This window comes from Acinetobacter sp. COS3, assembly GCF_000475335.1.
Lineage (GTDB): Bacteria > Pseudomonadota > Gammaproteobacteria > Pseudomonadales > Moraxellaceae > Acinetobacter > Acinetobacter venetianus.
The window spans coordinates 1-25,664 of record NZ_AXCD01000025.1 but is presented as its reverse complement, the minus strand read 5'-3'; the positions used below and the strand labels follow the sequence as shown (position 1 = coordinate 25,664).

Here is a 25,664-nt window from a genome sequence, read left to right as displayed (position 1 = left end):
TAAACTGAAATCGAATACGAAACGCAGTCAGAGATGAAAATAGGTAGAGGGGCAGTCATGAACAGTATTCAAAATTTAGAACACAGTCGCTCCGATCATATAGAAAAAATCATTACAAAAACGACTTGTCCCTATTGTGGCGTGGGATGTGGTGTCAATGTTGAGGTGCAACATAAAGCACATGGCACAACGGTTCAAGTGTCTGGTGATGCCGAACATCCATCTAATTTTGGTCGACTTTGCATTAAAGGCAGTCGTTTAGCCGATACTTTGGGTTTAGAAACACGCGTATTGAGTCCAATGTTTGGACGTAAAAATCATCGTGAAGCAACCACTTGGGATGCTGCGGTGGAAAAAATTGCGACACAATTTCAAGCATGTATTGATCAATATGGTCGTGATAGCGTTGCCTTCTATGTCTCTGGGCAGTTGCTCACTGAAGATTATTATGTGGTCAATAAGTTTGTTAAAGGATATTTAGGCACTGCCAATATTGATACCAATTCACGCTTATGTATGTCTTCTGCAGTTGCAGCGCATAAGCGTGCTTTTGGCGAAGATATCGTTCCAGCCAGCTATGAAGATTTTGAATATGCCGACATGGTGGTCTTAGTTGGTTCTAATACAGCATGGTGTCATCCTGTATTGTACCAACGCATTATGCAGGCTAAAAATAAAAATCCAGATTTATTTGTTGTGGTTGTTGACCCACGTTTTACCAGTACTTGTGAACAAGCTGATTTGCATTTGCCAATTTTACCTGGGCAAGACGTTGTTTTATTTAATGGTTTGTTGCAGCACTTGTATCAGAACGATCATGTTGATCATCATTTTGTTGAATCCTATACAGAAGGTTTAGAAGCACTATTAGACGCAAGCGCGACCGAACAAGATTTCGACAGTATTGTAAAACGTACAGGGATTTCAGCTGAAAAATTACAACTGTTTTTTGAGAAGTTTGCTGAAACAGAAAAAGTAGTCACGCTATTTTCGATGGGCGTGAATCAATCTTCTCAAGGGGTCAATAAAGCAAACAGCATTATTAATTGCCATTTACTCACGGGAAAAATTGGTAAGTTAGGCGCAGCGCCATTCTCAATGACAGGCCAACCGAATGCCATGGGTGGACGTGAGGTTGGTGGCTTAGCCAATATGCTTGCGGCACATATGGATTTGGAAAACCCATCGCATCAAAACCTTGTGCAAGATTTTTGGCAAAGTCCCACCATTGCCACACAAGCAGGATTGAAAGCGGTCGATTTATTCAAGGCAGTTGAAAGTGGCAAAATTAAAGCCATTTGGATTATGGCAACCAATCCTGTGGTGAGTTTGCCAGATGCAGATCAAGTGAAACGTGCCTTAGACCAATGCGAGTTTGTGGTTGTTTCAGATATCTGTGCTGAAACTGATACCACAGCGTATGCCGACGTGTTGTTACCAGCACTTGGTTGGGGGGAGAAAGATGGCACGGTGACCAATTCTGAACGCCGTATTTCACGTCAACGTGCCTTTTTAGATTCACCGAAACAAGCCAAAGCGGATTGGTGGGCAGTTTCTGCAGTTGCGAAAAAACTGGGATTTACAGGCTTTGACTTTAATCATGCATGTGACATTTTTAATGAACATGCAGCTTTGTCGGCGTTTCAAAATGCAAGCCTTGATCAGCGTGATCAAGTTGAAAATTTTCGCTATTTTAATTTAAAAGGTTTAACTGAATTATCAGTTGAAGCCTACGACCAATTGCAACCGACACAGTGGCCTGTATGGGAAAAAGGACAAAGTATTGCTGTTGAGCAACTTTTTGATCAAGGTCGTTTTAGTCATAAAAATAGCAAGGCGAAATTGATTCCAACAGTTGCGATTGATCCTGTTCATTCGATTTCGGAAGATTATCCGCTTATTCTCAATACAGGTCGTATTCGTGATCAGTGGCATACCATGACCCGTACAGGATTATCAGCAAACTTAACCACACATCGTGCAGAACCATTTTGTGAAATCCATCCAAATGATGCTTTAAAATTTGGTATACGTGACAAAGCACTCGTTGAAGTGCGTTCAGAATGGGGCAGTTGCGTGCTACGGGTGACGTTGGCGCAAGGTGTGCGCCGTGGTCAAATTTTTGCACCGATTCATTGGACTGAGCAAGTCGCTTCAGATGCTAGAATTGGCAAAGTGGTCAATCCAGTGGTCGATGCCATTTCGGGTGAACCTGAATTCAAACACACACCTGTTGCGATTCAACCGTTCCATACGACTTGGCAAGGTGTACTCTATGTTCGTGATGGTTTTGAGCATCATATTAAAGCTTCACTGAATAGCTGTGCTTGGTGGGCTAAAGTAAAAATTGCTAAAGCTTTACGTTATGAAATTGCTGATCGTCATCACTTTGATGAAACGCAGAAAAACCTGAAAAGTTTTTTACCCTTTATTGATGAAACCTATGAATGGTTGAGTATTGAGGATATTTCTGCTCAGATGAGCCATAGTGTGATTCTGAAAGATGGCATTTTGATTGCGAGCCTCTATATTGCGCCATCCGATATGTTGCCTGATCGTGATTGGGTCGCAAGTTTATTTAAACGTGAACGCTTGAGTGCCTTGCATCGCAAAGCTTTGCTTGCAGGCATGCCAATGTCTGCAACCAATAATGATGGTCCATTGGTTTGTAGTTGCTTTAAAGTTGGAAAAAACAAAATTATTGAAGCAATTAAAACGCAAAATATGACACATGAGAAACAAGTGACTGCATGTCTAAAAGCAGGAGGAAATTGTGGTTCATGTTTACCCGAAATTCGTGGTTTGATTAAAACCTGTCAAGTGGAGGCTGAGGCATGAATACCGATTTTCCCGCTACAGATCTGGTGATCTTGGCGGGAGGGCAAGCACGTCGTATGAATGGGATGAACAAACTATTGCAGCAGTTTGATGATCAGATTCAGCTCTCCAAAATTTGTCAAAGGTTCAAACCAGAAGTCCAACATATTTGGGTGAATAGTCATAGAGACAATTCGATTTATAAAAGCATAGAACCTGATATTCAGTGTTTTTCTGATGATCAAAATGGTTTCTTTGGCCCGTTAATGGGAATGAAAAGTGCTTGGTCACATGTACAAGCGGATCACGCGCTGTTTATACCATGTGATGTCACTTATATTCCGAAGCAAGTTTTGACTAAATTGCATCGGATGTTAGAGAAAAACCCGCAAGCAGCGGCAGTTTACGTTTCTATGAATGGTGATGCACTTTATCCATTTTGTCTGTTAAAAAGGGAAAGTCTTGCTGTTTTAGAACAACAAATTGCAGTGAATAAACTCAGTTTGCGTGATTGTTTCAAGCAGTTGCATGCGCAAACTGTGGCATTCCAAAAACAAAGCTTGTTTTGCCACAGTATTAACTCTTTGGATGAGTTGCAACAATATCGTCAAATGAAAGCATTTAAACAGATATTTAGTCCTTAATTGAGATTATGCAGAAGCTTTGCTAAGGTATTTTTGCATTTCCTCTACTGGTACCATCCCACCGCCAGTACCCCAAACAATATGATTTGCATTCTGAAGTTGTTGCTCAGTAAATTGATGTAAATCAATATAGTCTGAATGTGAATGAACCAGAACTGGGCCAAGCATTCCAGCCAAAGCAGAAGGTTCTAGCTTTAAACTTTCAGACTGATTGAGCATCCCAAGCAGGTTGTACATGGTTTGGTCATCCAATGTATAAAAACCATCCAATAACCGTTGCATTGCTCGACCAACAAAACCTGATGCACGACCTACAGCTAATCCGTCCGCAGCTGTGACATTGTCAATACCGATATCTTGAACTGAAATTTCATCATGTAGACCTGTTGCTACGCCGAGTAACATGCACGGTGAATGAGTGGGTTCTGCAAAAATACAATGAACGTTATCTCCAAAAGCCATTTTCAAACCAAAAGCAACGCCACCAGGCCCACCACCAACGCCACAAGGTAAGTAAACAAATAGAGGGTGTGTTTGATCAACAATGGCTCCTTGTTGAGTCAATTGTTGTTTTAAACGCTCACCAGCAACGGCATAACCTAAAAACAATGTTTTTGAATTTTCATCATCGATAAAAAAGCAATTTGGATTTTTTAATGCCGCTTTTCGACCTTCTTGTACAGCTATGCCATAGTCCTGCTGGTATTCCACAACAGTGACACCATGTGAGCGTAATTTGTCTTTTTTCCATTGGCGTGCATCAGCAGACATATGAACGGTGACATCGAAGCCCAATTTTGCACTCATAATTCCGATGGACAGCCCAAGATTACCAGTAGAACCAACAGCGATGCTGTATTGACTAAAGAAGGTTCTAAACTCATCACTATTCAGTTTTGAATAATCATCATTCAGATTGAGTAGATTTGCTTTTAGTGCAAGCTGTTCTGCGTGATAAAGCACTTCATAAATGCCACCACGTGCTTTGATTGATCCTGAGATGGGTAAATGGCTATCTTTTTTTAGCCATAAAGTACCTTGAATGTTTTGATTAAAATGCTGTTTTAGATATTTTTGCATATTTGGAATGGCAGTCAGTTCTGATTCGATAATGCCATTTGTCGTACTCGTTTCTGGGAATACAGCCATCAAGTAGGGTGCAAAGCGTGCTAAACGATCTCGTGCATCATCAATATCTTTTTTGGCTAGACCAACAAATGGTAAGCCTTCAGCCAGTGTTGTGAATTCAGGATTAAACCAAACAGTTTCTTTGAGTTCAATCAAATCTTTGACGATAGGATGCTGATTAATAAGGTCTTGAATTTGCTTTGAATCCATTCATTTTCTCTTGAAATTTATTTAACCAATAGTGATGTAAGCTTGAAGGAGTTTTGTTCTTTCAAAGCCTTTTTTCAATATCCTTGAGATTAAACCAAGAATAGTGATTTTTCACGTTTTAAAAGCGCTTATTTTGTATGAAGTGCATTTTTGATTGATACATTGTTTTTATGAATTTCTGATAAGAGCTATTGACCTTTAAATTTATAAGTTCTATTTTGGAACTAATATGTTTAACATTGTGCTTCTTATTTTCTGTTCATGTCTATATTAAGATTGATCAAAATAAGAATGCTAGAAAAATAAAATCAACAGGAGCGCCAAATGGTCGCCTTACGTTATCAGCAGATACCTCTGCAATTTCTGTTTGAACATCAAGCAACGCTAGTAGGATTGGGTAAGATCGGGTTGCGAAGTATTGCTAAAAAGAAAGTAGCCACAGTGAATTGGCAAGCTTTAGCTCCGATTACGGAAATTATTGATCCACCAAGTACTAAATTGATTGAGCACTATATTCAATGGAGTGGTGCATCACCTAATAAATATAACAACTCAATCCCCGCGCATATGGTTTCACAATGGGGATTATCGTTTGCGACACGATTATTATTGCAAACCAGTTATCCATTGAGCCAAGTGATCAATCAAGGGGTAAGTTTGACGATACATGGTGAGCTTCCTCGAAATGAAAAGCTCATGGTTCAAGCCAAAATTTCACAGGTTGACGAACGCAATGGTCTCGCTAGAGTTTCGGTGCAGATCAAAACAGGGACAGTCATCGAACCAGAGTTGATTGAAGCCGTATTGCATATGGCATTTATTTTGCCAAATTTCAAAAAGATGAAACGTACTGAAAAGGTAGATCAAAAAAATTGGCAAACTTTAGGGCAATGGTCAGCAACAGCTGATGATGGCTTTAAATTTGCGCTATTAACGGGTGATTTCAATCCAATACACTGGGTTGGACCACTTGCAAAACTATCGAGTTTTGGTCAGAAAGTTTTGCATGGTTTTGGCGTATTTGCTCGTGGTTTTGAGTTTCTGCCTGAGTCTACAAAACAAATCGATATCCGATTTTTAAAACCTGTGAAATTGCCGTCTAGGCATAATCAAGTTGAGATCAGTATGGAGCAAGATCAATGTTTTGTTCGAGTTGTTGGTTCTGAAGGCCAGATTTGTTTAATGGGACAATTTCAATAAAAAATTGGGGAAATAAAAATGACAAACTTAGCTGTAAGACAAGATGTGACAGCATGTATTCTATGTTCACGTAATTGTGGTTTAAGTGTCGAAATTGAAAATAATCAATTCAAAAAAATTAAGGGGGATGAGCAACATCATTTTTCCCAAGGTTATATTTGTCAGAAAGCCGCGAGATTACAGCATTATCAACAACATGCTGATCGCTTAACCTCACCACTAAAACGACAGGCAGATGGTTCATTTATAGAAGTTTCATGGGAACAAGCGATTCAAGAAATTGCGGATCAGCTTGTCCATATACGAAATACTTATGGCGGAACAGCATTTGCATCGGTGGGTGGCGGTGGTCAGGGTAATCACTTAGGTGCAGCGTATGGTCGTCAATTGCTATATGCCATGAAAAGTTTTTATGCGTATAACTCTTTGGCGCAAGAGAAAACAGGTGATTTTTGGGTCAATGGTCGTTTGTTTGGTAGTCAAGAATGTCATACCACTGAAGATGTAGAGTATGCAGATTATGTGCTCTTTATCGGGACAAATCCGTTTCAAGCACATGGCATTCCTAATGCACGAGATACGCTAAAACATATTAAGAAAGATCCAAATCGTACCATGGTGGTGTTTGATCCGCGTGTCACCGAAACTGCAAAACAGGCAGATATTCACGTTCAATTAAAGCCTGGAACAGATTCTTATTTAATGTCTGCCATGATTGCGATCATGTTGCGTGAAGAGTTATATGATCAAGCATTTATTCAACAACATACGCATGGCTTTGAAGAAGTAAAGAAAGCTTTTCTTGCAGTTCCAGTCGAACAATATATTCAAAAAGCAGATGTTTCCGTGGAACTGATTTATCAAATCGTGCGTGATTTTGCCAAAGCCAAAAGTGGCTGTGTGCGGATTGATTTAGGGATTCAACACACCTTAAATACGACTTTAAATGGCTATTTAGAAAAGCTTTTGTATTTATTGACTGGGAATTTTGGCAAACAAGGCACTAATAATTTACATACCATGTTTGTCCCAATTCTCACCAATACCGATGAGCGAAATCCTAAATATCGCCGTACGGTTTATCATAAAATGTTCCCAATCTCTGGATTTTTTCCACCGAACATTTTGCCAGATGAAATTTTAAAAGCGGGTGATCAGCGTGTTCGTGCGGTGTTTGTCGATAGTTGCAACCCATTACTCACTTATGCGGATACGGCAGCATATGAGCAGGCATTTCAGTCTTTAGATTTGTTGGTGGTTGTGGATGTCGCAATGACTGAAACAGCACGTTTAGCGCATTATATTTTGCCTGCGCATAGCCAGTTTGAGAAATGGGAGTTCACGGGATTTAACTTAGAATTTCCTAAAAATGGTTTCCATTTACGTCATCCTTTATTCAAACCACAAGGGAATACCTTACCTGAAGCAGAGATTTATACACGGTTACTAGAAGCAATGAAGGTCATTCCTAAACAATTTCTAATTTTAAGCAAAATTGCTGAAAAAGATTCGGCAAAAACAGCTTTTCTTGCTTATTTCACTGCTTTGGCAGCTAGCTTTGCAAAAAATAAGAAACAGATTCCTTTTGCCGCTTCAATTGTTTATCGAACCTTAGGTAAAACATTGCCTGACGATGCTGCATCAACTGCTTTGTTATTACCTTTATGTATGCAATACGCTGCTCAGCACTATAAGGCTGTGAAACAAGCCGGCTATCAAGGTAATCGTTTGAATCTAGGTGTGAAACTATTTCAAGCAATTTTGAAACAACGTTCAGGGATTGTGTTATCTCAACATGAATACGATGACGTTTGGAACTTGATTGCGTACAAAGATAAAAAAATCCGTTTGGCTATTCCTGAGATGTTGATTGAGCTGGCTCAGTTAAAACAGCAAGCTGCAAAACTGAGTGATAGTTTCCCATTTATTTTATTGGCAGGCGAACGCCGTAGTTATAATGCCAATCAAATTTATCGTGATCCTGCTTGGCGCAAAGTGGATGCGGAAGGGCGTTTGAGAATGAATCCTCAAGATGCTGCTGATTTTGGTGTGGAAACGGGTCACGCATTGCAATGCGTATCTGAACATGGAAACATTCAAGTCGTCGTTGAGTTAGATGAAGGAATGCGTCAAGGTGTGGTGTCATTGCCTCATGGTTATGGAATTCGTTACCGTGATGGTGAACCAATTGGGCCACAACTGAATCGGTTAACCTCGACAGAACATTGTGATCCATTGTCGAAGACACCATATCATAAATATGTACCTGTTCGATTAGAACGGTTAGATGCTTAAGTGAGTTGACTATTTTGCACCACATTATTCCTAATTTTCATTTTTATGATCTAAAGTGGTGCAATGTCAATACAACAAAAATACTCAAGACATTGTGTATTTTCATGAGTAGATTGAAAGAGTTGTCTATTTGAACGAATAAACTACAGAGCACTTAACTGGCTTTTAATACTGGAATAATTATTGCTATATTAAAACTTCTAAGTTTGGGCAAAGAACAAGAATGCACGCTACTTGTGCTTAGACGAAGAAAAGTGTTCCCAAAATGAGTGCATATGATGAAGCATAAGAGCCCTGAAACGATGTTACCGATCTTGCAAGATCAGTATGGTCGTATTAAGCGTAAGTTACGGATTTCCGTAACTGATCGATGCAATTTCAAATGCGTTTATTGTATGCCTGAGCATCCAGAATGGATGAAAAAACAAGATTTATTGAGTTTTGAGGCTTTGTTGGTCTTTTGCCAATATATGGTTAAGCAAGGCATTGAAAATATCCGTATTACAGGTGGTGAACCTTTGATGCGTAAAGGTGTGGTTCATTTTATTCGTGATTTACAAAGCCTAAGAGCAATTGGCTTAAAGCGAATCTCGATCACGACCAATGGTCATTATCTGGCGAAATACGCAGAACAATTGAAACAAGCAGGTTTGGATGATTTAAACATTAGTTTGGATAGTCTGGATGCTGATCAATTTAAACAACTTACGAAAAAAGATTTAGCACCCGTGTTAAGTGGTATTCAAGCGGCGCAAAGTGTGGGGTTGCCATTTAAAATTAATTGTGTGCTCATCAAAGGACAAAATGAAGATCAGATTTTGCCGATGGTCAATTGGGCGAAACAACAGAACATTCCACTGCGTTTTATTGAATTTATGCCTTTAGATGGCGATCAGCATTGGACTGATCAAGCTGTGGTGAGTGAAGCCGATATTTTGGCGCAGTTACAACCTCATTATGACATTCATGTTTTGCAACAACAGCATGAGCCAGCGCGTCAATACCGTTTAGATGATCAATATACGATAGGTATTATCTCAACGATTACTCACTCATTTTGCGGTGACTGCGATCGGATTCGATTAACGGCTCAAGGTGAATTGTATAACTGTCTCTTTGCTCAACAAGGTTTAAATATCAAACCTTATCTACAACGAGCGATCAAAGAAAAAATGTTTCAACAACTTGATCAGCAGATTAAGCCTTATATTTGGCGTAAGGCAAAAGGTTATCATGCAATACAGAATCAACAAGTACGTAAAATCAGTATGCACATGCTGGGCGGTTAGTTAAAAAAGGTGGTCTAAGGAAAATATGCAAACCATTGAAATCAAAATTGAAGCTTTTGGCGCGATTGAGCGCTTGTTACCAAAGGCACTTGCATTTGAGTTTGCAGCAGATCAACAGGTTCAAGATGTTTTAACACATATCGTTGGATTATATCCTGATGCAGCACATGCTATGGAAAAATGTGCATGTGCAATTGGCGAAGATATTGTGACAAGACAAGTTTCATTGCCGACATCATGTACCCTTGTTTTATTATCACCCGTAGCTGGAGGATGAAAAATGCGTGAGTTCGCCAGAGTCCAAGATCAGGCTTTAAGCTTGGATAGTTTTGATCCGATTCAAGATTTTCCTGAATGTGGTGGTGTCAATGTTTTTATTGGCACAGTACGCAATCACCATGAAGGTAAAGCCGTTAAGGCATTGAAATATACCTCTTATACGCCTGTTGCTGAGAAAATGATTCGTGAAATCGAACAGGACGTAAAAGCTAAATATTCAGAAGTCTCTTATGTCCGCGTGATTCATCGTATTGGTTATTTAGATGTAAGTGAAACAGCGATTATTGCAATTGCATATGCTGCACATCGCAGTGAAGCGTTTCAAGCCTGTGAAGAGGCCGTTGAACGTGTCAAGCATGAAGTTCCGATTTGGAAAGAAGAATTTTTTATGGATGGAACGAGCCAATATGTTGAAGGTTGCTGTATTCGGAAAGATGCAACTGAGCAAACAAGTTTTTCGTTAGCTAAAGAAGAAAAAAGTGCAAAACATGCACATCATCACCATGAACATTGTGCACATACACACGATTAAGTCTTAGGAAGTAAAAATGAAAAATGTAGGGATGAAACCCGAAAGTTATCGTGTTGCAGAAGCACAAGCAATTTTATATGCCCCACCACATTGTATTCAGTTACTTCGCGATGGAAATACCGAAAAAGGTGATGCACTTAAAACAGCACGTATTGCAGGTATTTTGGCGGCAAAGAGAACAGATGAACTGATTCCGCTTTGTCATCCGTTACCGATTTACCGTGCGGATATTGATTATACGTTGCAAGATGATCATGTCGTGATTTTAGCCACTGTTGAAACGATTGGGCCAACAGGCGTTGAGATGGAAGCACTGACAGCGGCGAGTCTTGCAGGTTTAACGATTTACGATATGTTAAAACCGCATTGTGAACCTGATGAGTTATGCCTAGATCAATGTAAATTGCTGAAGAAAAAGGGCGGAAAATCACATTTTAAACGGACGCTACGTCAACCTGTTTCTGCGGCAGTCATTGTGTTATCTGATACCGTTGCTGCGGGACGTAAACCTGATACAGCTGGCAAATCTGTGGTTGAAACCTTGACTGAGGCGGGTTTTGATCCAATTCATTATCAAATTTTGCCTGATGAATCTGACCAATTAAAAGATTTAGTTTTAGAGTTAACAAAATCCTATGCTTGCGTAATGACTGTTGGTGGTACAGGGATTGGTAAACGCGATATTACTGTAGATACATTAGAACCATTACTCGAACGTAAATTGGATGGTTTGATGGAAGCCGCGCGTGCATTTGGACAAAAACGGACGCCATATGCTGCCATGTCACGTGGTGTTGCAGGATTTATTGATCGTTCATTGATTGTGACTTTACCGGGAAGTCGTGGTGGTGCAAGTGAATCAATGGCTGCCATTTTGCCTGCCTTGGTACATATCTTTGATGTTTGTCGTGATCTACCGCATCCAGGAGGATATGAATAATGTCGGGATGTGGTGCTGAGAAAGGTCTCATAAGTATTGATGAAGCACTTACGTTGATGCGATCAACACCTCAAACATTAAGGACAGAGACATTACCTTTAGGGGAATGCCTCAATCGTTACTTAGCTCAAGATGTTTTCTCGCCTGTTGATTTGCCAAGTTTTTCACAAAGTGCTGTCGATGGTTATGCTTTACATACGACTGCTGAGCAGCTTCAAGACAGTGTATTTCATGTGATTGGCGAAATTAAAGCAGGGAGTGATGCTGAACATCAACTTTTAGATGGGCAGGCGATTCGTATTTTTACGGGTGGTAAAGTACCAGAGGGGACGACGCATGTTGCCCGACAAGAGATTGTTGCGATTGAGTCGGATCAAAAAATTCGTTTAGCTGAACACATTAAGCCACAAGCAGATATTCGTTTTACTGGTGAAGAAGTCCAACTGGGACAAACGCTTGCCGAAGCCAGCCAGAAAATCAATATTGGTAGATTAGCTGCTTTAAGCATGGCAGGTGTTCAACAACTCAATGTATTTAAAATCCCTAAAGTCGCTGTGGTGATCACGGGTGATGAAGTCGCTGAAACAGCAGATGATCTCAAAGCAGGTAAAGTCTTTGATGCCAATGGTCCACTTTTAAAAGCATGGTTTAAAGACTATGGGCTAGAGGTTGAGATCTTACATATTGCTGATGAAGCCTCACTGGTGACTCAGTGTTTTGAACGTTTAAAACAGCAATTTGATGTGATTATTACCACAGGTGGTGTTTCAGTCGGTGATTACGACTTTGTACGTCCATGTGCGTTTGAAACAGGGTTTGAGCAAATTTTTTGGAAAGTAAAACAGAAACCGGGGAAGCCACTGTTTTTTGCTGAATATAAGTACAATCTACACCACTGCTACTTATTAGGTTTACCAGGGAATCCTGCTGCGGTTTACGTTTCTATGCAGGTTTACGGCAAAGTTTTACTTGATGCGTTGCAAAATCAACGACAAGACATCCAATGGTTTAATGGTATTTTAACCCATGATCTCAAGTCGGATGCACGTGAACGCTTTTTAAGAATGTATGCTTATTTTGAACAAGGCCAATTAAAACTGAAAAGTTTGGCGAAGCAGCAATCACATATGCTCAGTAATTTGATGCAGGCAAACTGTTTAGTGCGAATTCCAGCAAATGAAAAGCTAGAAGCAGGTCGCGAATTATCTGGATTGTTTATTATCAGCTGATTGATTTCCATCAAGTTATCGAATCGATACATTTTTGGTACTTTTAGCCAAGTGCCAATATTGCATCTGATAGCAAAGGTGGTTTAGTGTATATTTTATATTGTTTAGATTCTAAACATTACGGTTCAAGACATGGAAGATGTCTTTTTAAAACTTTAAAAATAATCAGGTGATAATAATGAAATGGGAAGAAATTGGTGATCAGCCGTGTTCTGTCGCGAGAACACTTTCAGTTTTGGGCGATCGTTGGACAATGTTAATTCTGCGGAATGCTTTTATGGGTGTACGCCGTTTTGATGATTTCCAACGTAGCTTAGGATTGACGCGGCATGTTCTCTCTGAGCGTTTGAAGCGTTTAGTAGAACATGAAATTTTAGTCAAAGTTCCTTATGTACAACGCCAAGAACGTTTTGAATACCAACTTACTGAAAAAGGTTTGGATTTATATCCAATCATCCTTGCGATGGTGCAATGGGCGGATAAATGGATGGATCTAGGAATGGGGAAGCCGCTTGAATTTACTCATAAAAGTTGTGGTAAAAAAATTAATCCTAAAGTAGTTTGCTCTGAATGTAATGATCCTATTCATGTCCAAGATGTACGCGTAGCCGCTGGTCCAGGATATTTTGCCTTTGTTGAACAAAAGCAAAAAACAGCTTAATTCATAATGGATATTGTTCTATTTCATGTTTTATAGCATGAGATAGGACTTCAAAAACTTTTGAATTTTGGCATTGTGCAACATTAAATCGGATAAAGTTTTGATATTGCTGACTCTGACTAAATGCATTTCCGGGTGCTAAAATAACACCTTGTTCAAGACATTTTAGTGCGATACGAGAACTGTCTAAATGCTTATCTAATTCACACCATAAGAAGATGCCTGCTTGAGGTTTAAGCCAAGGCTGAATTCCTAATTTTTCTAAATTTTTGATTGTAAAATCCATCGCTTTTGCAAGCCGTATTTTTAATTCCTCTAAATATTTGCGATAACTTCCATCTGTAAGTGCAATATACAGAATTTCAGCGGATAGATGATTACCTCCAAAACTTGTCGCAATTTTAATATCGGTCAAATCATCAATCCATTCTGATTTGCTCGCGATATAGCCAGTCCGTACAGAACCAGATAATGTTTTTGAGAAACTACCGATTTGTATTACACGAGAAAGACCATCTAAGGCGGCAAGGCGAGGGGCTGGATTTAATTCAAGATCAGCAAAAATATCATCTTCAATTACGATGAGATTGGAGTTCTCAACCAATTTTAAAACTTGATAAGCGGTTGTTGGTGTTAATACAGCACCTGTTGGGTTGTGTATACCTGAATTCGTAATGTAGAGCCGAGGATTATGGGTCTGGATTGCTTCTGCAAATGCATCTAAATCTGGCCCAGTTTGAGTATATCGGATACCAATGATCTGAATTTGATGAACTTTGAGTAAAGCATGGAAATTGAAATAACAAGGATCATCGACTAAAACCACATCATTTGGTTTAAGAAAATAACGACAAATTAAATCAATCGCTTGTGTACCTGAATCCGTCAGTAAGATTTGATCAGGTAATGCTTCAATACCTTTGTTCAAGATTCTACGGGAAATTAATTCTCTAAGTGACTTTAAACCAAGCGGTGTTGAGTAATCTGTCAGGATATTGGCATGGGTTTTTGAAACCGTTCTGATGGCTTTGCGTATATTTTCGTGTGGCATCCAGTCATCTGGTAGCCAACCACAGCCCGGCTTTAAAACATTTTGTTGTGCTTCTAAAGATTGTCTAGAAATCCAAAGTGGATCAATCGTTCTGTCGATTATTTTAGGATGGATCTCTGAGATAGATAAAGGAGCTAAAGGTGCTGAGACAAAAAAACCTGAGCCTGTTTTAGACTCAATTAGGCCTTTAGCAGCCAGTCTTTCATATGCTTCAACGATTGTTGAGATAGATAGATTCAGTGTTTTGGCTAAAGCACGCACTGAAGGAAGCCGTGAGCCTGTTGTTAATGACCGCGTCTTAATTTGTTCGTTTATATGCGATACCACAAAATCTATTTTTGTATTTTTCATGAATGATCTCAACTGTATTGGTTTTGATACCAATACAGTTATTTAATATTGTACTGTATTGTGTATGGTGCAGTTACCTTATCACAGTTTAAATTCTCCATATAGGTTTGGAGAATACATATGAAAGCGATGCGTGATGGTTGGTTGAATGGGCTTGTTGGTGTCGTGATATTTGCAGGGTCTTTGCCAGCTACTCGAGTTGCCGTGATGGATATGAGCCCGACTTTTTTAACTGCAGCGAGGGCGGCTATAGCTGGTGTTTTAGCATTATTTCTCCTCATACTTTCTCGACAAAAATTACCCGAAAGACAAGACTGGCTTTCTCTCTTATATGTTTCGATAGGTGTTGTTGTCGGATTTCCACTCTTTACCGCACTTGCTTTACAGTATGTGAGTGCAGCGCACACCATCGTTTTTATTGGTTTGTTGCCATTGGCTACGGCTATCTTTGGTGTCATACGTAGTGGAGAAAGACCAAGTGTAATCTTTTGGTTATTTGCTATTTTCGGTGCTTCTCTTGTTTTTGCTTTTATGTTGTTTCAAACGCAAAGTTGGTCATTTAACTCTGGTGATTTTTTTATGTTGGTGGCGATTTTACTTTGTGGTTTTGGTTATGCAGAAGGTGGGAAGTTGTCAAAGCATTTAGGTGGCTGGCAAGTGATTTGTTGGGCATTGTTAATAACACTTCCGATCATGTTATTGCTCTCGTATTTGTATTTACCTACAAATTTTCAGTTGATTCCTGTACAGGCAAAATTGGGGTTAGCTTATGTTTCGATTTTTAGTATGTTGATTGGTTTCTTTTTTTGGTACAAAGGCTTGGCACAAGGCGGCATTGCAAAGGTTGGTCAATTGCAGTTGCTTCAACCGATTTTTGTGCTTGCAATAGCAGCTGTCCTCTTACACGAGCAAGTGAGTGTTGCAATGTTTATGGTAACCGTTGCAGTCATTATTTGTGTTGCTTGTGCAAAGAAATTTGCTTGAACATGATATTTATAAGCAATTTGCAGGTTTAGGCACACCAGCAAGTCGACTTAAATGACGAGCGACTAAACCTGTATTGAATCTTTGTTGCAGCTCAGCATTGTTGATTTCAGGACTCACAGTTTTCATTAAAAACTTGATCAACGGACGAGTTGCTGGCGAATGACCATACTGCTGATAGAATTGACGAACAGCATTAAGCACCTCAAAGTGCCATTCTGTTAATTCCAAATCCAAAGATTTAGCGAGTTCTTGTGCAACTTCTTGATTCCAAATGGTGTAATCCACCAAATGACCATCTTGATCCAATTCTAATTGCATAAAATAGCCTAAGTAAATTTTAAATTAAATTCATATTTCTTTATTTCAAAGAAATAGAACGCTCAAATTGTAAAACTAAATCTGCAAATTGCGAATATTCGATGATGCTCATTCGATCTTTTACTGAGTCATTGAGTAGGTTTTGTTCGTTACTTAAACAGTAGATAGGAGGAAAAGCAGCCAAAATATTCTCAGGAATGTGAAGTAATGCTTCACCCATTACAACAATAGAATCATTGGCTTGAGCCATCAGAGGTAACTCAGTCCAGATTTTATCTAAATTAGCATAGGGTGCTTGAACAAGAAAAAGAGTGTGCTTTTGCATAAATGACCTTACCAATATAAAACATGGTCAAATGATTGAATAAACTCAGGTTGAATGTTGATAAATTCAATTTCCTGATCAGTATTTTTTACGATTGGTAGCGCTTGATTTTTAGTTTCAACCAATATTGGCGTCAGGTCGTAAAATTCAAAACTTTCGACCATATTGGCAGCGATTTTAAACGCGAATTTCAATTGATCGAACTCTAATTTATTGTCCAATAAACTTAGTGCAGCATCTTTCAATAATACTTTGACAGAAATACCAAAGGTTGCTAAAACCATAGTTGCAGACAAACTTTCATTGATCTGCAAACTAGTTAAATTGGGCTGCGTTAGGATGACGAGTACAGATTTCACACAATTTACCTTTTTAAAGCAACACTCTATTAAAAAACTTGAATTAAAATTGAATTAAACGAGAACAGCTTTGCACAGCATCAGCAAGCTCTCCAAGTCCAACTAACTCAAAACTTTGAGCTAGGTTGTGGTGTTGAAGTGAATGACGTTGTGCATTGCTGGCATCAGTGATACCCCGTGCAAGGGCAGCACTGACACAGACAGGGAGTCGAATGCCAAGCTTTTGCCATTCTTGTTTTAAGTTGCGTTGATCATCAGGATACCACTGTAAATCATTCGCAACATGAACACCGTCTTGGTAAAAGAAGACACGAAATTCCTCATGCTTATTTTGCAGTGCTTGCGCTAAACCAAATGCATGCCAAGCCATAATCGAAGTAGGTGCTGAGGTAATTAACAGTAGTGTACTCATTGAACATTCACTATGGTCGCGAAGACAAAACGATGATGGATATATTAAAAAGAAGGTAAGTATACAATGATTTTGGTGACAGGTGGTTTAGGCTTTATCGGTTCACATATTGCTTTGAGTCTATTGGCCCGCGGTCAAGAGATCGTCATTGTTGATAACTTAGCCAATTCGACTTTGCAGACCTTGGAGCGTCTAGAATATATTTCTGGAATGTATATTCCATTTGCGAAGCTTGATGTAAGAAATACGCCTGCTTTAAATAAAGTTTTTGAACAATATTCAATTGATACCGTGATTCACACAGCGAGTTTTAAATCACTGGAGGAATCCAACTTAAAACCTCTTGAGTACTACAATGACAATGTCAGCAGTATTATGAGTTTACTTCGCGCAATGCAGCGAATGGGAGTTAGGCAACTCGTTAATCTGTCTAGTTTGGCAGTTTATGGAAAATCTGATGCTGAACTGACTGAAGCAACTGAATTTAATTATAACTATCCAAATCCATATGTTCGTACGCAACAAATGGTAGAAAATATTATCGCGGATACATATAGAGTTGACCATGAATGGAAGATTGTGAACCTTCGTTTGTCCAATATCGTCGGCGCATTTGAGCACGGAGTATTGGGTGAATATGTTACTCAACTTCCTAAGAATATTGTGCCTTTGGCTTTACAAGTTGCAGCAATGCAACGTGATTCTATTGAATTACAAAATCAAGCAGAGACGGATGATGGTACCGTTGAGCGGAGTTTTTTACACGTCCTCGATGTTTGTGATGCTGTATTAGCAACATTGAATTGGTTTACAACACAGCAAGGTTGTTTGGAAAACTTTAATATTGCGCATGATCAAATGACTTCAATACAGGTGCTTTTGGACGAAGTTTCAAAAGTAACCCAAACTGAAGTACGCGTGCAACCTGCAGTTTATCAACATCAGGAACTGGCTCAGCTGGGTGCAAAAATTGAAAAAGCCGAACGCATTTTAAATTGGTCGCCAAAAAGGCCTTTAAGTCAGATGATTGAAGATGAGTGGCGTTTTTATTTGAATACATTAAAAGGTAATTAGGATAATGATTCTTATTTACATTAATGCGTGGTTTAATTAGGATAATAACTATCCGTTAAATATTCCAATAAATTTTTAATGGATATTGATTAGCCAAAGCATCTATTTGCTTCAGCCCAAAATATTTTCAACCAAATAGAGCAGAGGTTGTTTATGCAAATGCGTATTGAACATGACACAATGGGTGAAGTTGAAGTCCCTAATGAAGCTTTGTGGGGCGCTCAAACTCAGCGAAGCTTACAAAACTTCAAAATAGGGCAAGAGCGTTTACCGCGCGCAATGATTCGCGCAATGGGTTTGGTAAAAAAAGCTGCTGCGATTACTAATGCTGATCTGAAACAACTTCCTGAAGATCTAAGTCAATATATTGTGGGTGCCGCTGAAGAAGTGATTGCTGGGCAATGGGATTCACAATTTCCATTGGTCGTGTGGCAAACAGGTTCCGGTACGCAGAGCAATATGAATTGCAATGAAGTGATTGCAAATATTGCGAATCAAAAACTAGGTCAAGCATTAGGTGCTCAAAAACCAGTACATCCTAATGATCACGTCAATCGGGCGCAATCAACAAATGATTCCTTCCCAACGGCAATCCATGTTGCTGCTAGTTTGCAAATCAATGAGTTACTCATTCCTGCTGTTGAGAAACTGAAAGAAACTTTACAGCGGAAATCTGAAGAGTTTGACGACATTGTTAAAATTGGTCGCACACATTTACAAGATGCGACGCCTTTGACCCTAGGTCAAGAGTTTAGCGGCTACGTATCTCAGTTAGAGCATGGATTGAAGCGTTTAAATCAAGCATTGGCTGGTTTATATGAGTTGCCTTTGGGTGGTACAGCTGTAGGTACGGGGTTAAATGCGCATCCTGATTATGCAGTGAAAGCAGCAGAGCAACTGGCACTGCTTACGGGTTTACCATTTGTCACTGCGCCTAATAAATTTGAGGCATTAGCGGGGCGTGATGCCGCTGTCTTTGCTTCAGGTGCGTTGAAAACACTGGCTGCGAGTTTAAATAAAATTGCCAACGATATTCGTTGGTTGGCGAGCGGCCCTCGTTGTGGCTTTGGAGAAATTCGTATTCCTGAGAATGAACCTGGATCGAGTATTATGCCTGGTAAGGTCAATCCTACTCAGAGCGAAGCAATGACAATGGTTGTTGCTCAAGTCTTAGGTAATGACACAACGATTAACGTTGCAGGTGCATCAGGTAATTTTGAACTTAATGTTTTCATGCCTGTCATTGCATATAACTTATTACAATCCATTCAGTTGCTTGGTGACGCGTGCAATAGCTTTAATGATCACTGTGCGGTGGGCATTGAGCCGAACAGAGAGAAAATTGATCACTTTTTACATAACTCATTGATGTTGGTGACTGCACTGAACCCAGTAATTGGTTATGAAAACTCGGCCAAAGTTGCTAAAACAGCTTATAAGGAAAATAAGACATTAAAACAAGTTGCTGTTGAACTTGGACTAGTGACAGCAGAGCAATTTGATGAGGTGGTCAAACCTGAAAATATGGTATCTCCAAATAGCAAGTAAGCCTTAGCACCGAACAAACAATCCTTCTTTTAAAGAGGGATTTTTTATGAGTAGTTTTTATAAAGTGAACTGCGTACAATATGCTTTTGATTTATCTGATTGTTGCTTCATTATGCTGAATATCTATTTAACAGATACTAAAACTAACATCCAGTTTGCTGATCTTCCAAACGAAAATCCTGTTAAGTTTCTGTTGAATTTAAAGAAAATTTTCCCAAGTACTGCGGATTTATTGTTACCTGTTTTACCAGAGGACAATAACTTGGAGAATGTGACGTGGGAAGCAAAGTCAAAAGACTTTGAAACATTTAAAAAACTATTAGAAGGTTGGGGGATTATCGAGCTTCGTTTGAGCGCAATTACAGCTTATAAAGATAAGAACTTTGCGAATGACTTGGTTAAAAAAGCACAATTCAAACGTAAGCAAATTTCTCAAAAGCATCAGCAATTATCATTGATTGCTTTGGATTATATCTTGATGCATGAGATTCATGCGCTTATTGATGCGGAACTAGTTATGATTGGTGAAAAATTCTATTTACCAACATTACGTGATCTTTGGAAAAGTCAACTATCAGATCAAATTTTACAATGTAAATTTTAATTTGAAAAAGCAGGTTATTTAACCTGCTTTTTTATTATTTCACTGATAAGATAGAGCAAGTCTTGACCTAAAAACAATTACAAGATTTTAGTGTTGGAATGTTGAGACGGCATATATATTGCTTATATGGATATAAATATTATTGCGGGAGAGAGGTTCTGCAAAGAACTCGCCGAAGGAGCAACGACCCCGGAAACTCTCAGGCAGAAGGACTGTAATAATAGAAATACAATCTGGAGAGTAGTGCGCTACACGTAGGAATTTATTCATAAACTAAGGTCTTCTACGTGTAACACTCACCGAAGGGGATGGCTCGATGATTAATTGGTAATCATTTGCCGAAACTCTCAGGTACCATGACAGATGGGGCTATGCATTAAGAAATGTTATGCATTTCTAGGAGTTTGCTATGCCTCATGTTGTGATAGTTGGTGCGGGGATTACAGGTGTAACGTCTGCTTATGAATTAATTAAATTGGGATATGAGGTGACCGTTATTGATCGCCATTTGTTCCCTGCAATGGAAACTTCTTTTGCAAATGGTGGTCAATTATCAGCATGTAATGCTGAAGTTTGGAACCAGAAATCTACGGTACTGAAAGGTATTAAGTGGATGAGTAAAAAAGATGCACCATTATTGCTCAACCCATCGTTTAGTGTGCACAAATACCGTTGGTTGGTTGAGTTCCTGACTCATATTAAAGATTATAAAGCTAATACAATCGAAACAGTCCGTTTAGCCCTGTTGGCTAGACAACGTCTTTTTGAAATTGCTGAGAAAGAAAATATTTCCTTTGATTTGGAAAAACGTGGCATTTTGCACATGTACCATACCAAAGAAGATTTTGAAATCGCTAAAAGAGTAAATGATGTTTTAGTTGAAGGGAAACTAGAGCGAAATGCGATTACGCCTGAAGAAATGAAAGCGATTGAGCCTAATCTAACAGGTAATTATTATGGTGGTTACTATACGGCAGGTGATGCTACGGGCGATATTCATAAATACTCTGTTGGACTTGCTGAAAAAACGCAACAATATGGGGTCAAATATCGTTTTGGTTTAGATGTTGTTGATGTGAAGTTTCTACAAGACAAAGTAGTTGTTGATTGTAAAAACAGTTCGGAAAATGTTGATCCAGATACTAATCAACTGACTCAAATTGAGGCAGATGTTATTTTAGTTTGTGGTGGCGTAGGCAGTTATCAGCTTGCTGACTTACTTGGTGATAGTGTCAATGTTTACCCTGTAAAAGGCTACTCAATTACAGTCCAATTGAAAGATGAACGCAGTGTACAAAATGCACCTTGGGTGAGTTTATTGGATGAAAGTGCAAAGATCGTAACGTCTCGTCTTGGCGCTGATCGTTTCCGTGTTGCAGGAACGGCAGAATTCAATGGTTATAACCGTGATATACGCGCAGACCGAATCCAGCCTTTGATTAATTGGGTAAATCAAAATTTTGATATTTCAACAGAGCATTCAGTTCCTTGGGCAGGCTTACGTCCAATGATGCCGAATATGCTGCCAGTTGTTAAGCAGGGTAAACAATCGAGAGTTTTCTATAATACAGGTCACGGTCATCTTGGTTGGACATTATCTGCTGCAACAGCAGTAATCATTAGCCAAGAGATTGCTCAAAAATTCCCTCGCTAAAACTAAAAAGCCGATGTGAAAACATCGGCTTTATTTTTCTATAAAAGCTTAATCGTATGGACGGTAAATACCTGTAAAACGTTCACAACCTTTTTGTTTTGTTTTCACAACCAACAATGCTTTTTGATAGTCAAATTGATACTGGCATTTTTTTTCATTGTCGATAATTTCATTTTTTTCACTTGGCGTGCTGTATGACAAAAGTGAAATAGTCTGAGTTTCGATTCGATTATTCGGGTTGCGATAAGCCAAACCTTCAATTTTTAATTTGTCTTTATCTAATTGATGAACTTTTAAATGCACAGGTTGTTTTGCAATTTTGCCATGTTCATATTTTAAATAATGCTGTGTCAATGTTTGGTTCATTGATGTGAAAAAATTCAAATCATCAATACGTGCATCAAATTGCTGTTGAAAACATGACTTGGTTTTGCACTGCCTTATTTGGTTTAGCCAAAGGGTTTGTGTGTCATGCAATAGTTGTAAAGGAGCATCTGTCACTAAATAAGCGGTTAGAAACTTGGTATTTAACTGTGTGCGCTGCTCTTCATATTTTTTAGAGCATATTTTACCTAGTTCAATATTGTGATTTGAACATTCGATCGAAGCTGCAAACGCAAATGTTGAGCAAAAACAACTCAATGTCAGGATGTAACCAGATTTCTTTAATTGATTTCTTACAGTGTTAAACAGCATAATCACTTATACTTTCAGTCTAATTTGCTCAATGTACTATAGCGAAATAGAAAGCCTGAATACAAGATTAGTTCAGTATATTGTAAAAGGAAAATCATATGGTTGCTCATATTCGTATTGGTCAAGGGATTGATGTACATGCGTTTGAAGAAGGTAATTTTGTTACTTTGGCAGGTATAAAAATCCCACATACGCATGGCCTAAAGGCACATTCAGATGGTGATGTCGTATTACATGCGCTATGTGATGCATTGTTGGGAGCTTTAGCGTTGGGAGATATTGGGCAACATTTTCCTGATACAGACCCTGAATTTAAAGGTGCTGATAGCCGTGTTTTACTCAAACATGTTTATCAGTTGATTTTGGATCGTGGTTATCATTTAAATAATGCAGATATCACAGTTGCATGTGAGCGTCCAAAACTCGCAAAACATAATTTAGAAATGCGCCAAAGTATTGCTGATGTACTTGATGTTGATATTACTCAAATTAGCATTAAGGCCACAACAACTGAGAAGTTGGGTTTTACAGGTCGCCAAGAAGGGATATTGGCAACCGCGACAGTATTGGTTTCACATCAAGCGAAATGATTACTGTTGATTAGAGATTGTTGTAATTCTTGTGTTGCTTTACGGCCTTGCAGTTGTAAAGTAATGCTATGAATTAAACCCGTCCAAGTTTCATTTGGTTCCCAAATCTGATGCAATAGCTCTTGTGCGGCTGGCATATCCAAATTCATATAAAATTGGCGATATAAATACATTAGGCTGCTCACACGCATATTTTTGGCGCAATGCAACCAAACGATTTCATTTTGTACAAGATGATCAATTAAATCTAAGACCAATAAACATTGCTCAGAACATGGTACATCCCAATCAATCGGAATGTAAATGTAATTTAGACCTAAATCTAAACAAATTTGATCCTGTTTGGATAAATGGTTTTCAGACTTGCTGGTTGCAAGGTTAATAATTGTGCTGCAACCATATTCTTTAATCTGTTGAAGCTGCTCAGCGCTGGGTTGAGCTGAGGTAAATAGATGCTCGTGAACTAAAGAAAAGCTTGGTATTTGAGAAAGTGCTTGTTCAAGTGAAGTCATAACGTCCGCTGTACCATAGTGGGTTGCAGTTCTCATATTATGAGAAATTTATTGTAAAAGCTGTTGCTACTATAAGTCTTTTTATTTAAGTGTTCAATTTAGATTTTATAAATAAAAACAGCATCAGAAGATGCTGTTTTTTAATGCACAAATCAGTCTTTTTTTAGATTTTCATTGAGCAAAAATTCCACCAGTGCTTTTTGTGCATGAAGGCGGTTTTCAGCTTCATCCCAAACTACTGCATTTTTGTGATCTAACATATTTTCTGAAATCTCTTCACCGCGGTGTGCAGGTAAGCAGTGCATGAATAAACAGTCTGGATGAGCTAAGTCCATGAGCTTTTCGTTCACTTGGAAATCAGCAAAAGCTTTCTCACGTAATTTTTGCTCTTCTTCTTGTCCCATGCTTGCCCATACATCAGTAACGATTAAATCGGCATTTACAGCGGCATCTTCAGCTTTGTTGAACACTTCAACACAATCAGCAAATTCAGCTAAAAACTCAGGTTTTGGTTCATAGCCTTCAGGTGCAGCAATTTTCAGTTTAAAGCCCATCATATGTGCAGCTTCAATATATGAATTACACATATTATTGCCATCACCAATCCAAGCAACTGTTTTGCCTTCAATACTACCACGATGCTCTTGATAAGTTTGTAGGTCAGCTAAAAGTTGGCATGGATGATGGTCATCGGTCAGACCATTAATCACAGGTACTTTAGAATAAGAAGCAAAACGCTCTACGATGTCATGACCAAAAGTTCGGATCATCACAATATCAAGCATGCTTGAAATAACACGTGCTGAATCTTCGATCGGTTCGCCACGGCCAAGTTGGGTATCGCGAGGAGATAAGAAAATAGCGCTACCACCAAATTGGCAGATACCAGCTTCAAATGAAATACGAGTACGTGTACTCGATTTTTCGAAAATCATTCCCAAAACTTTGCCAACAAAAGGCTGAAATACCGTATTGCTATGCTGCATGCGTTTGAGCTCGTGAGCACGATCTAAAATGCGTTGCAGTTCTAAAGAGGATAGGTCACGTAAAGTTAGGAAATGCCGAAGCGCCATAATTACTCCCACAATAATTATTGAATAAAAACAATAATTAATTGTTATTTAATGGGTGGTGAACAAAAAATGAATTGACTACTATACTATACACCCAAAAAAATGCAAAAGAATTAGACCTTTTGGTGGGCTTTTAAAAATAAATCGACAGAATAATTAATATAATCAAATATTTCAGCATTATTTTCAGGGACATCTAACCCCATTAAGTTGCGCCATTCTACATCTCTCAAAATACCAAAATACATCATTGCGGAGAATTTAGGTTGCAAGCAATAGATTTCATTCTTTGAGTGGGCGTATTCGAGAGCAAAAGCAATCGTGTCTTGGATATTTAAGGCACATTTGTCATAGAAATACTGAGCGAGTTGTATGTCCTTCTGCGATTGTTCGGTGAACATGCGCATAAAAGCGATATTGTCAGGTAGTATGATGTGTTGGTAGAAACGTTGTAATGTTTGAGTTAAATAGTTTCTTAAATTGATTCTTTCAGGATCAAATGGAAAGCATACGCCAGCAAAGAAAAGTTCACGACGATATTCACAAATCGCAGTAAAAAGACCTTCTTTATTGCCAAAATATTTATAAATCGATGCTTTAGAGCCGCCAGCATGATTAACAATATCATCCAAAGACACAGCGTCATAACCTCGTTCTAAAAACAAATCAGTTGCACAAAGCAAAAGTGCAAGACGACGTTCTTCACCACGACGAGTTTGAGGTTTGGCACAGCTTGGATAACAAAGTTCAGTCATTATTTACGCTTGAGATGTTGGGAGTGACCTTAGTATAGCAAAAACCATATGTCTTGTATGGCTATCGAGTTTTCGTATGTTTCAAAACATCTCAATAATATAAAAAGCGACTTTGTACACGACAAAAAAAG

The 25,664-nt window shown here is 38.8% G+C and carries 26 protein-coding genes and 1 riboswitch; of the genes, 16 read left to right on the top strand and 10 right to left on the bottom strand.

From position 1 onward, the window contains the following. Positions 1 to 57: 57 nt before the first annotated feature. Positions 58 to 2,838: a nitrate reductase gene (locus IO68_RS26965; RefSeq protein ID WP_023013587.1), complete on the top strand. Its 2,781-nt coding sequence runs from the start codon at positions 58 to 60 to the stop codon at positions 2,836 to 2,838. Continuing rightward, the gene (locus IO68_RS26960) at positions 2,835 to 3,461 is read left to right on the top strand and encodes a molybdenum cofactor guanylyltransferase (protein ID WP_023013586.1); all 627 of its coding nucleotides are present in this window, start codon (positions 2,835 to 2,837) and stop codon (positions 3,459 to 3,461) included. The genes IO68_RS26965 and IO68_RS26960 overlap by 4 nt, the downstream gene beginning before the upstream one ends. A 6-nt stretch (positions 3,462 to 3,467) precedes the next feature. Here the strand turns inward: IO68_RS26960 and IO68_RS26955 are convergent, their stop codons facing one another. Beyond that, positions 3,468 to 4,799 carry a D-serine ammonia-lyase gene (locus IO68_RS26955; protein ID WP_023013585.1) on the bottom strand — a complete coding sequence of 444 codons (1,332 nt, stop codon included), beginning with the start codon at positions 4,797 to 4,799 and terminating at the stop codon, positions 3,468 to 3,470. Between the two features lie 324 nt (positions 4,800 to 5,123). Here IO68_RS26955 and IO68_RS26950 point away from each other — a divergent pair, with 324 nt between their 5' ends. The 8 genes from IO68_RS26950 (at position 5,124) to IO68_RS26915 (ending at position 13,224) form a co-directional block, all read left to right on the top strand. Next, positions 5,124 to 5,999: a MaoC/PaaZ C-terminal domain-containing protein gene (locus IO68_RS26950; protein ID WP_023013584.1), complete on the top strand. Its 876-nt coding sequence runs from the start codon at positions 5,124 to 5,126 to the stop codon at positions 5,997 to 5,999. An 18-nt stretch (positions 6,000 to 6,017) separates the two neighbouring features. After that, entirely contained in the window at positions 6,018 to 8,294 is a 2,277-nt protein-coding gene (locus tag IO68_RS26945; protein ID WP_023013583.1) for a molybdopterin-dependent oxidoreductase, read from the top strand. Positions 8,295 to 8,563: 269 nt separating this feature from the next. Continuing rightward, the gene (gene moaA, locus IO68_RS26940; protein ID WP_413540714.1) at positions 8,564 to 9,583 is read left to right on the top strand and encodes a GTP 3',8-cyclase MoaA; all 1,020 of its coding nucleotides are present in this window, start codon (positions 8,564 to 8,566) and stop codon (positions 9,581 to 9,583) included. Between the two features lie 25 nt (positions 9,584 to 9,608). Further along, positions 9,609 to 9,860: a MoaD/ThiS family protein gene (locus IO68_RS26935; protein ID WP_007482271.1), complete on the top strand. Its 252-nt coding sequence runs from the start codon at positions 9,609 to 9,611 to the stop codon at positions 9,858 to 9,860. A gap of 3 nt (positions 9,861 to 9,863) precedes the next feature. Further along, positions 9,864 to 10,394, top strand: coding sequence for a molybdenum cofactor biosynthesis protein MoaE (locus IO68_RS26930; protein WP_023013581.1), 531 nt, complete (start codon positions 9,864 to 9,866; stop codon positions 10,392 to 10,394). A 16-nt stretch (positions 10,395 to 10,410) separates the two neighbouring features. Continuing rightward, the gene (gene moaCB, locus IO68_RS26925) at positions 10,411 to 11,334 is read left to right on the top strand and encodes a bifunctional molybdenum cofactor biosynthesis protein MoaC/MoaB (protein ID WP_023013580.1); all 924 of its coding nucleotides are present in this window, start codon (positions 10,411 to 10,413) and stop codon (positions 11,332 to 11,334) included. Beyond that, a complete protein-coding gene (locus IO68_RS26920) occupies positions 11,334 to 12,563 on the top strand; it encodes a molybdopterin molybdotransferase MoeA (protein ID WP_023013579.1) in 1,230 nt (409 codons plus the stop codon). The genes moaCB and IO68_RS26920 overlap by 1 nt, the downstream gene beginning before the upstream one ends. Positions 12,564 to 12,741: 178 nt before the next feature. Then, positions 12,742 to 13,224, top strand: a complete 483-nt coding sequence (locus tag IO68_RS26915) for a winged helix-turn-helix transcriptional regulator (protein WP_004879302.1) — start codon at positions 12,742 to 12,744, stop codon at positions 13,222 to 13,224. A gap of 1 nt (position 13,225) precedes the next feature. On the opposite strand, the gene IO68_RS26910 is transcribed toward IO68_RS26915, so the two are convergent. Beyond that, positions 13,226 to 14,626 carry a PLP-dependent aminotransferase family protein gene (locus IO68_RS26910; RefSeq protein ID WP_023013578.1) on the bottom strand — a complete coding sequence of 467 codons (1,401 nt, stop codon included), beginning with the start codon at positions 14,624 to 14,626 and terminating at the stop codon, positions 13,226 to 13,228. A gap of 120 nt (positions 14,627 to 14,746) precedes the next feature. On the opposite strand from IO68_RS26910, the gene IO68_RS26905 reads away from it, so the two are divergent. Then, a complete protein-coding gene (locus IO68_RS26905) occupies positions 14,747 to 15,610 on the top strand; it encodes a DMT family transporter (RefSeq protein ID WP_023013577.1) in 864 nt (287 codons plus the stop codon). 9 nt (positions 15,611 to 15,619) lie between these two features. Here the strand turns inward: IO68_RS26905 and IO68_RS26900 are convergent, their stop codons facing one another. The 4 genes from IO68_RS26900 to tusD are packed head-to-tail and all read right to left on the bottom strand — an operon-like array spanning position 15,620 to position 17,027. Beyond that, positions 15,620 to 15,931 carry a TusE/DsrC/DsvC family sulfur relay protein gene (locus IO68_RS26900; RefSeq protein WP_023013576.1) on the bottom strand — a complete coding sequence of 104 codons (312 nt, stop codon included), beginning with the start codon at positions 15,929 to 15,931 and terminating at the stop codon, positions 15,620 to 15,622. A 40-nt stretch (positions 15,932 to 15,971) separates the two neighbouring features. Beyond that, on the bottom strand, positions 15,972 to 16,256 hold the full coding sequence (locus IO68_RS26895; protein WP_023013575.1) for a hypothetical protein: 285 nt from the start codon (positions 16,254 to 16,256) through the stop codon (positions 15,972 to 15,974). Between the two features lie 8 nt (positions 16,257 to 16,264). Next, positions 16,265 to 16,615, bottom strand: a complete 351-nt coding sequence (locus IO68_RS26890; protein ID WP_004879310.1) for a hypothetical protein — start codon at positions 16,613 to 16,615, stop codon at positions 16,265 to 16,267. A gap of 43 nt (positions 16,616 to 16,658) precedes the next feature. Continuing rightward, positions 16,659 to 17,027 (bottom strand): sulfurtransferase complex subunit TusD, encoded by a 369-nt coding sequence (tusD, locus tag IO68_RS26885; RefSeq protein WP_007482254.1) that lies wholly within the window; start codon positions 17,025 to 17,027, stop codon positions 16,659 to 16,661. Between the two features lie 66 nt (positions 17,028 to 17,093). Here tusD and IO68_RS26880 point away from each other — a divergent pair, with 66 nt between their 5' ends. The 4 genes from IO68_RS26880 to IO68_RS26865 all read left to right on the top strand — a co-directional run bounded on the left by IO68_RS26880 (position 17,094) and on the right by IO68_RS26865 (position 21,907). Continuing rightward, complete coding sequence (locus tag IO68_RS26880; RefSeq protein ID WP_023013574.1) at positions 17,094 to 18,101, top strand: SDR family NAD(P)-dependent oxidoreductase; 1,008 nt, start codon at positions 17,094 to 17,096, stop codon at positions 18,099 to 18,101. A 153-nt stretch (positions 18,102 to 18,254) separates the two neighbouring features. Then, positions 18,255 to 19,649, top strand: a complete 1,395-nt coding sequence (gene fumC / locus IO68_RS26875; protein ID WP_023013573.1) for a class II fumarate hydratase — start codon at positions 18,255 to 18,257, stop codon at positions 19,647 to 19,649. Between the two features lie 112 nt (positions 19,650 to 19,761). Next, the gene (locus IO68_RS26870; RefSeq protein WP_031234823.1) at positions 19,762 to 20,253 is read left to right on the top strand and encodes a hypothetical protein; all 492 of its coding nucleotides are present in this window, start codon (positions 19,762 to 19,764) and stop codon (positions 20,251 to 20,253) included. A gap of 135 nt (positions 20,254 to 20,388) precedes the next feature. Beyond that, positions 20,389 to 20,478, top strand: a riboswitch (glycine riboswitch). Between the two features lie 184 nt (positions 20,479 to 20,662). Beyond that, entirely contained in the window at positions 20,663 to 21,907 is a 1,245-nt protein-coding gene (locus IO68_RS26865) for a D-amino acid dehydrogenase (RefSeq protein ID WP_023013571.1), read from the top strand. Positions 21,908 to 21,955: 48 nt separating this feature from the next. On the opposite strand, the gene IO68_RS26860 is transcribed toward IO68_RS26865, so the two are convergent. Next, positions 21,956 to 22,603: a hypothetical protein gene (locus tag IO68_RS26860; RefSeq protein WP_004879317.1), complete on the bottom strand. Its 648-nt coding sequence runs from the start codon at positions 22,601 to 22,603 to the stop codon at positions 21,956 to 21,958. A gap of 98 nt (positions 22,604 to 22,701) precedes the next feature. Here IO68_RS26860 and ispF point away from each other — a divergent pair, with 98 nt between their 5' ends. Continuing rightward, positions 22,702 to 23,193, top strand: coding sequence for a 2-C-methyl-D-erythritol 2,4-cyclodiphosphate synthase (gene ispF / locus IO68_RS26855; RefSeq protein ID WP_023013570.1), 492 nt, complete (start codon positions 22,702 to 22,704; stop codon positions 23,191 to 23,193). On the opposite strand, the gene IO68_RS26850 is transcribed toward ispF, so the two are convergent. From IO68_RS26850 to IO68_RS26840, 3 genes are all read right to left on the bottom strand, one after another. Further along, positions 23,181 to 23,705 carry a protein tyrosine phosphatase family protein gene (locus IO68_RS26850; RefSeq protein ID WP_023013569.1) on the bottom strand — a complete coding sequence of 175 codons (525 nt, stop codon included), beginning with the start codon at positions 23,703 to 23,705 and terminating at the stop codon, positions 23,181 to 23,183. The genes ispF and IO68_RS26850 overlap by 13 nt on opposite strands. Positions 23,706 to 23,857: 152 nt before the next feature. Beyond that, a complete protein-coding gene (gene argF, locus IO68_RS26845) occupies positions 23,858 to 24,778 on the bottom strand; it encodes an ornithine carbamoyltransferase (protein WP_023013568.1) in 921 nt (306 codons plus the stop codon). 113 nt (positions 24,779 to 24,891) lie between these two features. After that, positions 24,892 to 25,533, bottom strand: a complete 642-nt coding sequence (locus tag IO68_RS26840) for a TetR/AcrR family transcriptional regulator (RefSeq protein ID WP_023013567.1) — start codon at positions 25,531 to 25,533, stop codon at positions 24,892 to 24,894. Positions 25,534 to 25,664: the final 131 nt, after the last annotated feature.

Bases quoted from the DNA above. Each gene is read 5' to 3' on its own strand.
- IO68_RS26870 (WP_031234823.1), top strand. From the start codon at position 19,762: ATGCTGAATATCTATTTAACAGATACTAAAACTAACATCCAGTTTGCT.
- IO68_RS26945 (WP_023013583.1), top strand. From the start codon at position 6,018: ATGACAAACTTAGCTGTAAGACAAGATGTGACAGCATGTATTCTATGT.
- IO68_RS26920 (WP_023013579.1), top strand. From the start codon at position 11,334: ATGTCGGGATGTGGTGCTGAGAAAGGTCTCATAAGTATTGATGAAGCA.
- IO68_RS26950 (WP_023013584.1), top strand. From the start codon at position 5,124: ATGGTCGCCTTACGTTATCAGCAGATACCTCTGCAATTTCTGTTTGAA.
- IO68_RS26905 (WP_023013577.1), top strand. From the start codon at position 14,747: ATGAAAGCGATGCGTGATGGTTGGTTGAATGGGCTTGTTGGTGTCGTG.
- moaCB (WP_023013580.1), top strand. From the start codon at position 10,411: ATGAAAAATGTAGGGATGAAACCCGAAAGTTATCGTGTTGCAGAAGCA.
- IO68_RS26900 (WP_023013576.1), bottom strand. From the start codon at position 15,931: ATGCAATTAGAATTGGATCAAGATGGTCATTTGGTGGATTACACCATT.
- IO68_RS26865 (WP_023013571.1), top strand. From the start codon at position 20,663: ATGCCTCATGTTGTGATAGTTGGTGCGGGGATTACAGGTGTAACGTCT.
- IO68_RS26955 (WP_023013585.1), bottom strand. From the start codon at position 4,799: ATGGATTCAAAGCAAATTCAAGACCTTATTAATCAGCATCCTATCGTC.
- IO68_RS26895 (WP_023013575.1), bottom strand. From the start codon at position 16,256: ATGCAAAAGCACACTCTTTTTCTTGTTCAAGCACCCTATGCTAATTTA.
- argF (WP_023013568.1), bottom strand. From the start codon at position 24,778: ATGGCGCTTCGGCATTTCCTAACTTTACGTGACCTATCCTCTTTAGAA.
- IO68_RS26860 (WP_004879317.1), bottom strand. From the start codon at position 22,603: ATGCTGTTTAACACTGTAAGAAATCAATTAAAGAAATCTGGTTACATC.
- IO68_RS26915 (WP_004879302.1), top strand. From the start codon at position 12,742: ATGAAATGGGAAGAAATTGGTGATCAGCCGTGTTCTGTCGCGAGAACA.
- IO68_RS26880 (WP_023013574.1), top strand. From the start codon at position 17,094: ATGATTTTGGTGACAGGTGGTTTAGGCTTTATCGGTTCACATATTGCT.
- IO68_RS26935 (WP_007482271.1), top strand. From the start codon at position 9,609: ATGCAAACCATTGAAATCAAAATTGAAGCTTTTGGCGCGATTGAGCGC.
- fumC (WP_023013573.1), top strand. From the start codon at position 18,255: ATGCAAATGCGTATTGAACATGACACAATGGGTGAAGTTGAAGTCCCT.
- tusD (WP_007482254.1), bottom strand. From the start codon at position 17,027: ATGAGTACACTACTGTTAATTACCTCAGCACCTACTTCGATTATGGCT.
- IO68_RS26960 (WP_023013586.1), top strand. From the start codon at position 2,835: ATGAATACCGATTTTCCCGCTACAGATCTGGTGATCTTGGCGGGAGGG.
- IO68_RS26910 (WP_023013578.1), bottom strand. From the start codon at position 14,626: ATGAAAAATACAAAAATAGATTTTGTGGTATCGCATATAAACGAACAA.
- IO68_RS26840 (WP_023013567.1), bottom strand. From the start codon at position 25,533: ATGACTGAACTTTGTTATCCAAGCTGTGCCAAACCTCAAACTCGTCGT.
- ispF (WP_023013570.1), top strand. From the start codon at position 22,702: ATGGTTGCTCATATTCGTATTGGTCAAGGGATTGATGTACATGCGTTT.
- IO68_RS26850 (WP_023013569.1), bottom strand. From the start codon at position 23,705: ATGACTTCACTTGAACAAGCACTTTCTCAAATACCAAGCTTTTCTTTA.
- IO68_RS26965 (WP_023013587.1), top strand. From the start codon at position 58: ATGAACAGTATTCAAAATTTAGAACACAGTCGCTCCGATCATATAGAA.
- IO68_RS26930 (WP_023013581.1), top strand. From the start codon at position 9,864: ATGCGTGAGTTCGCCAGAGTCCAAGATCAGGCTTTAAGCTTGGATAGT.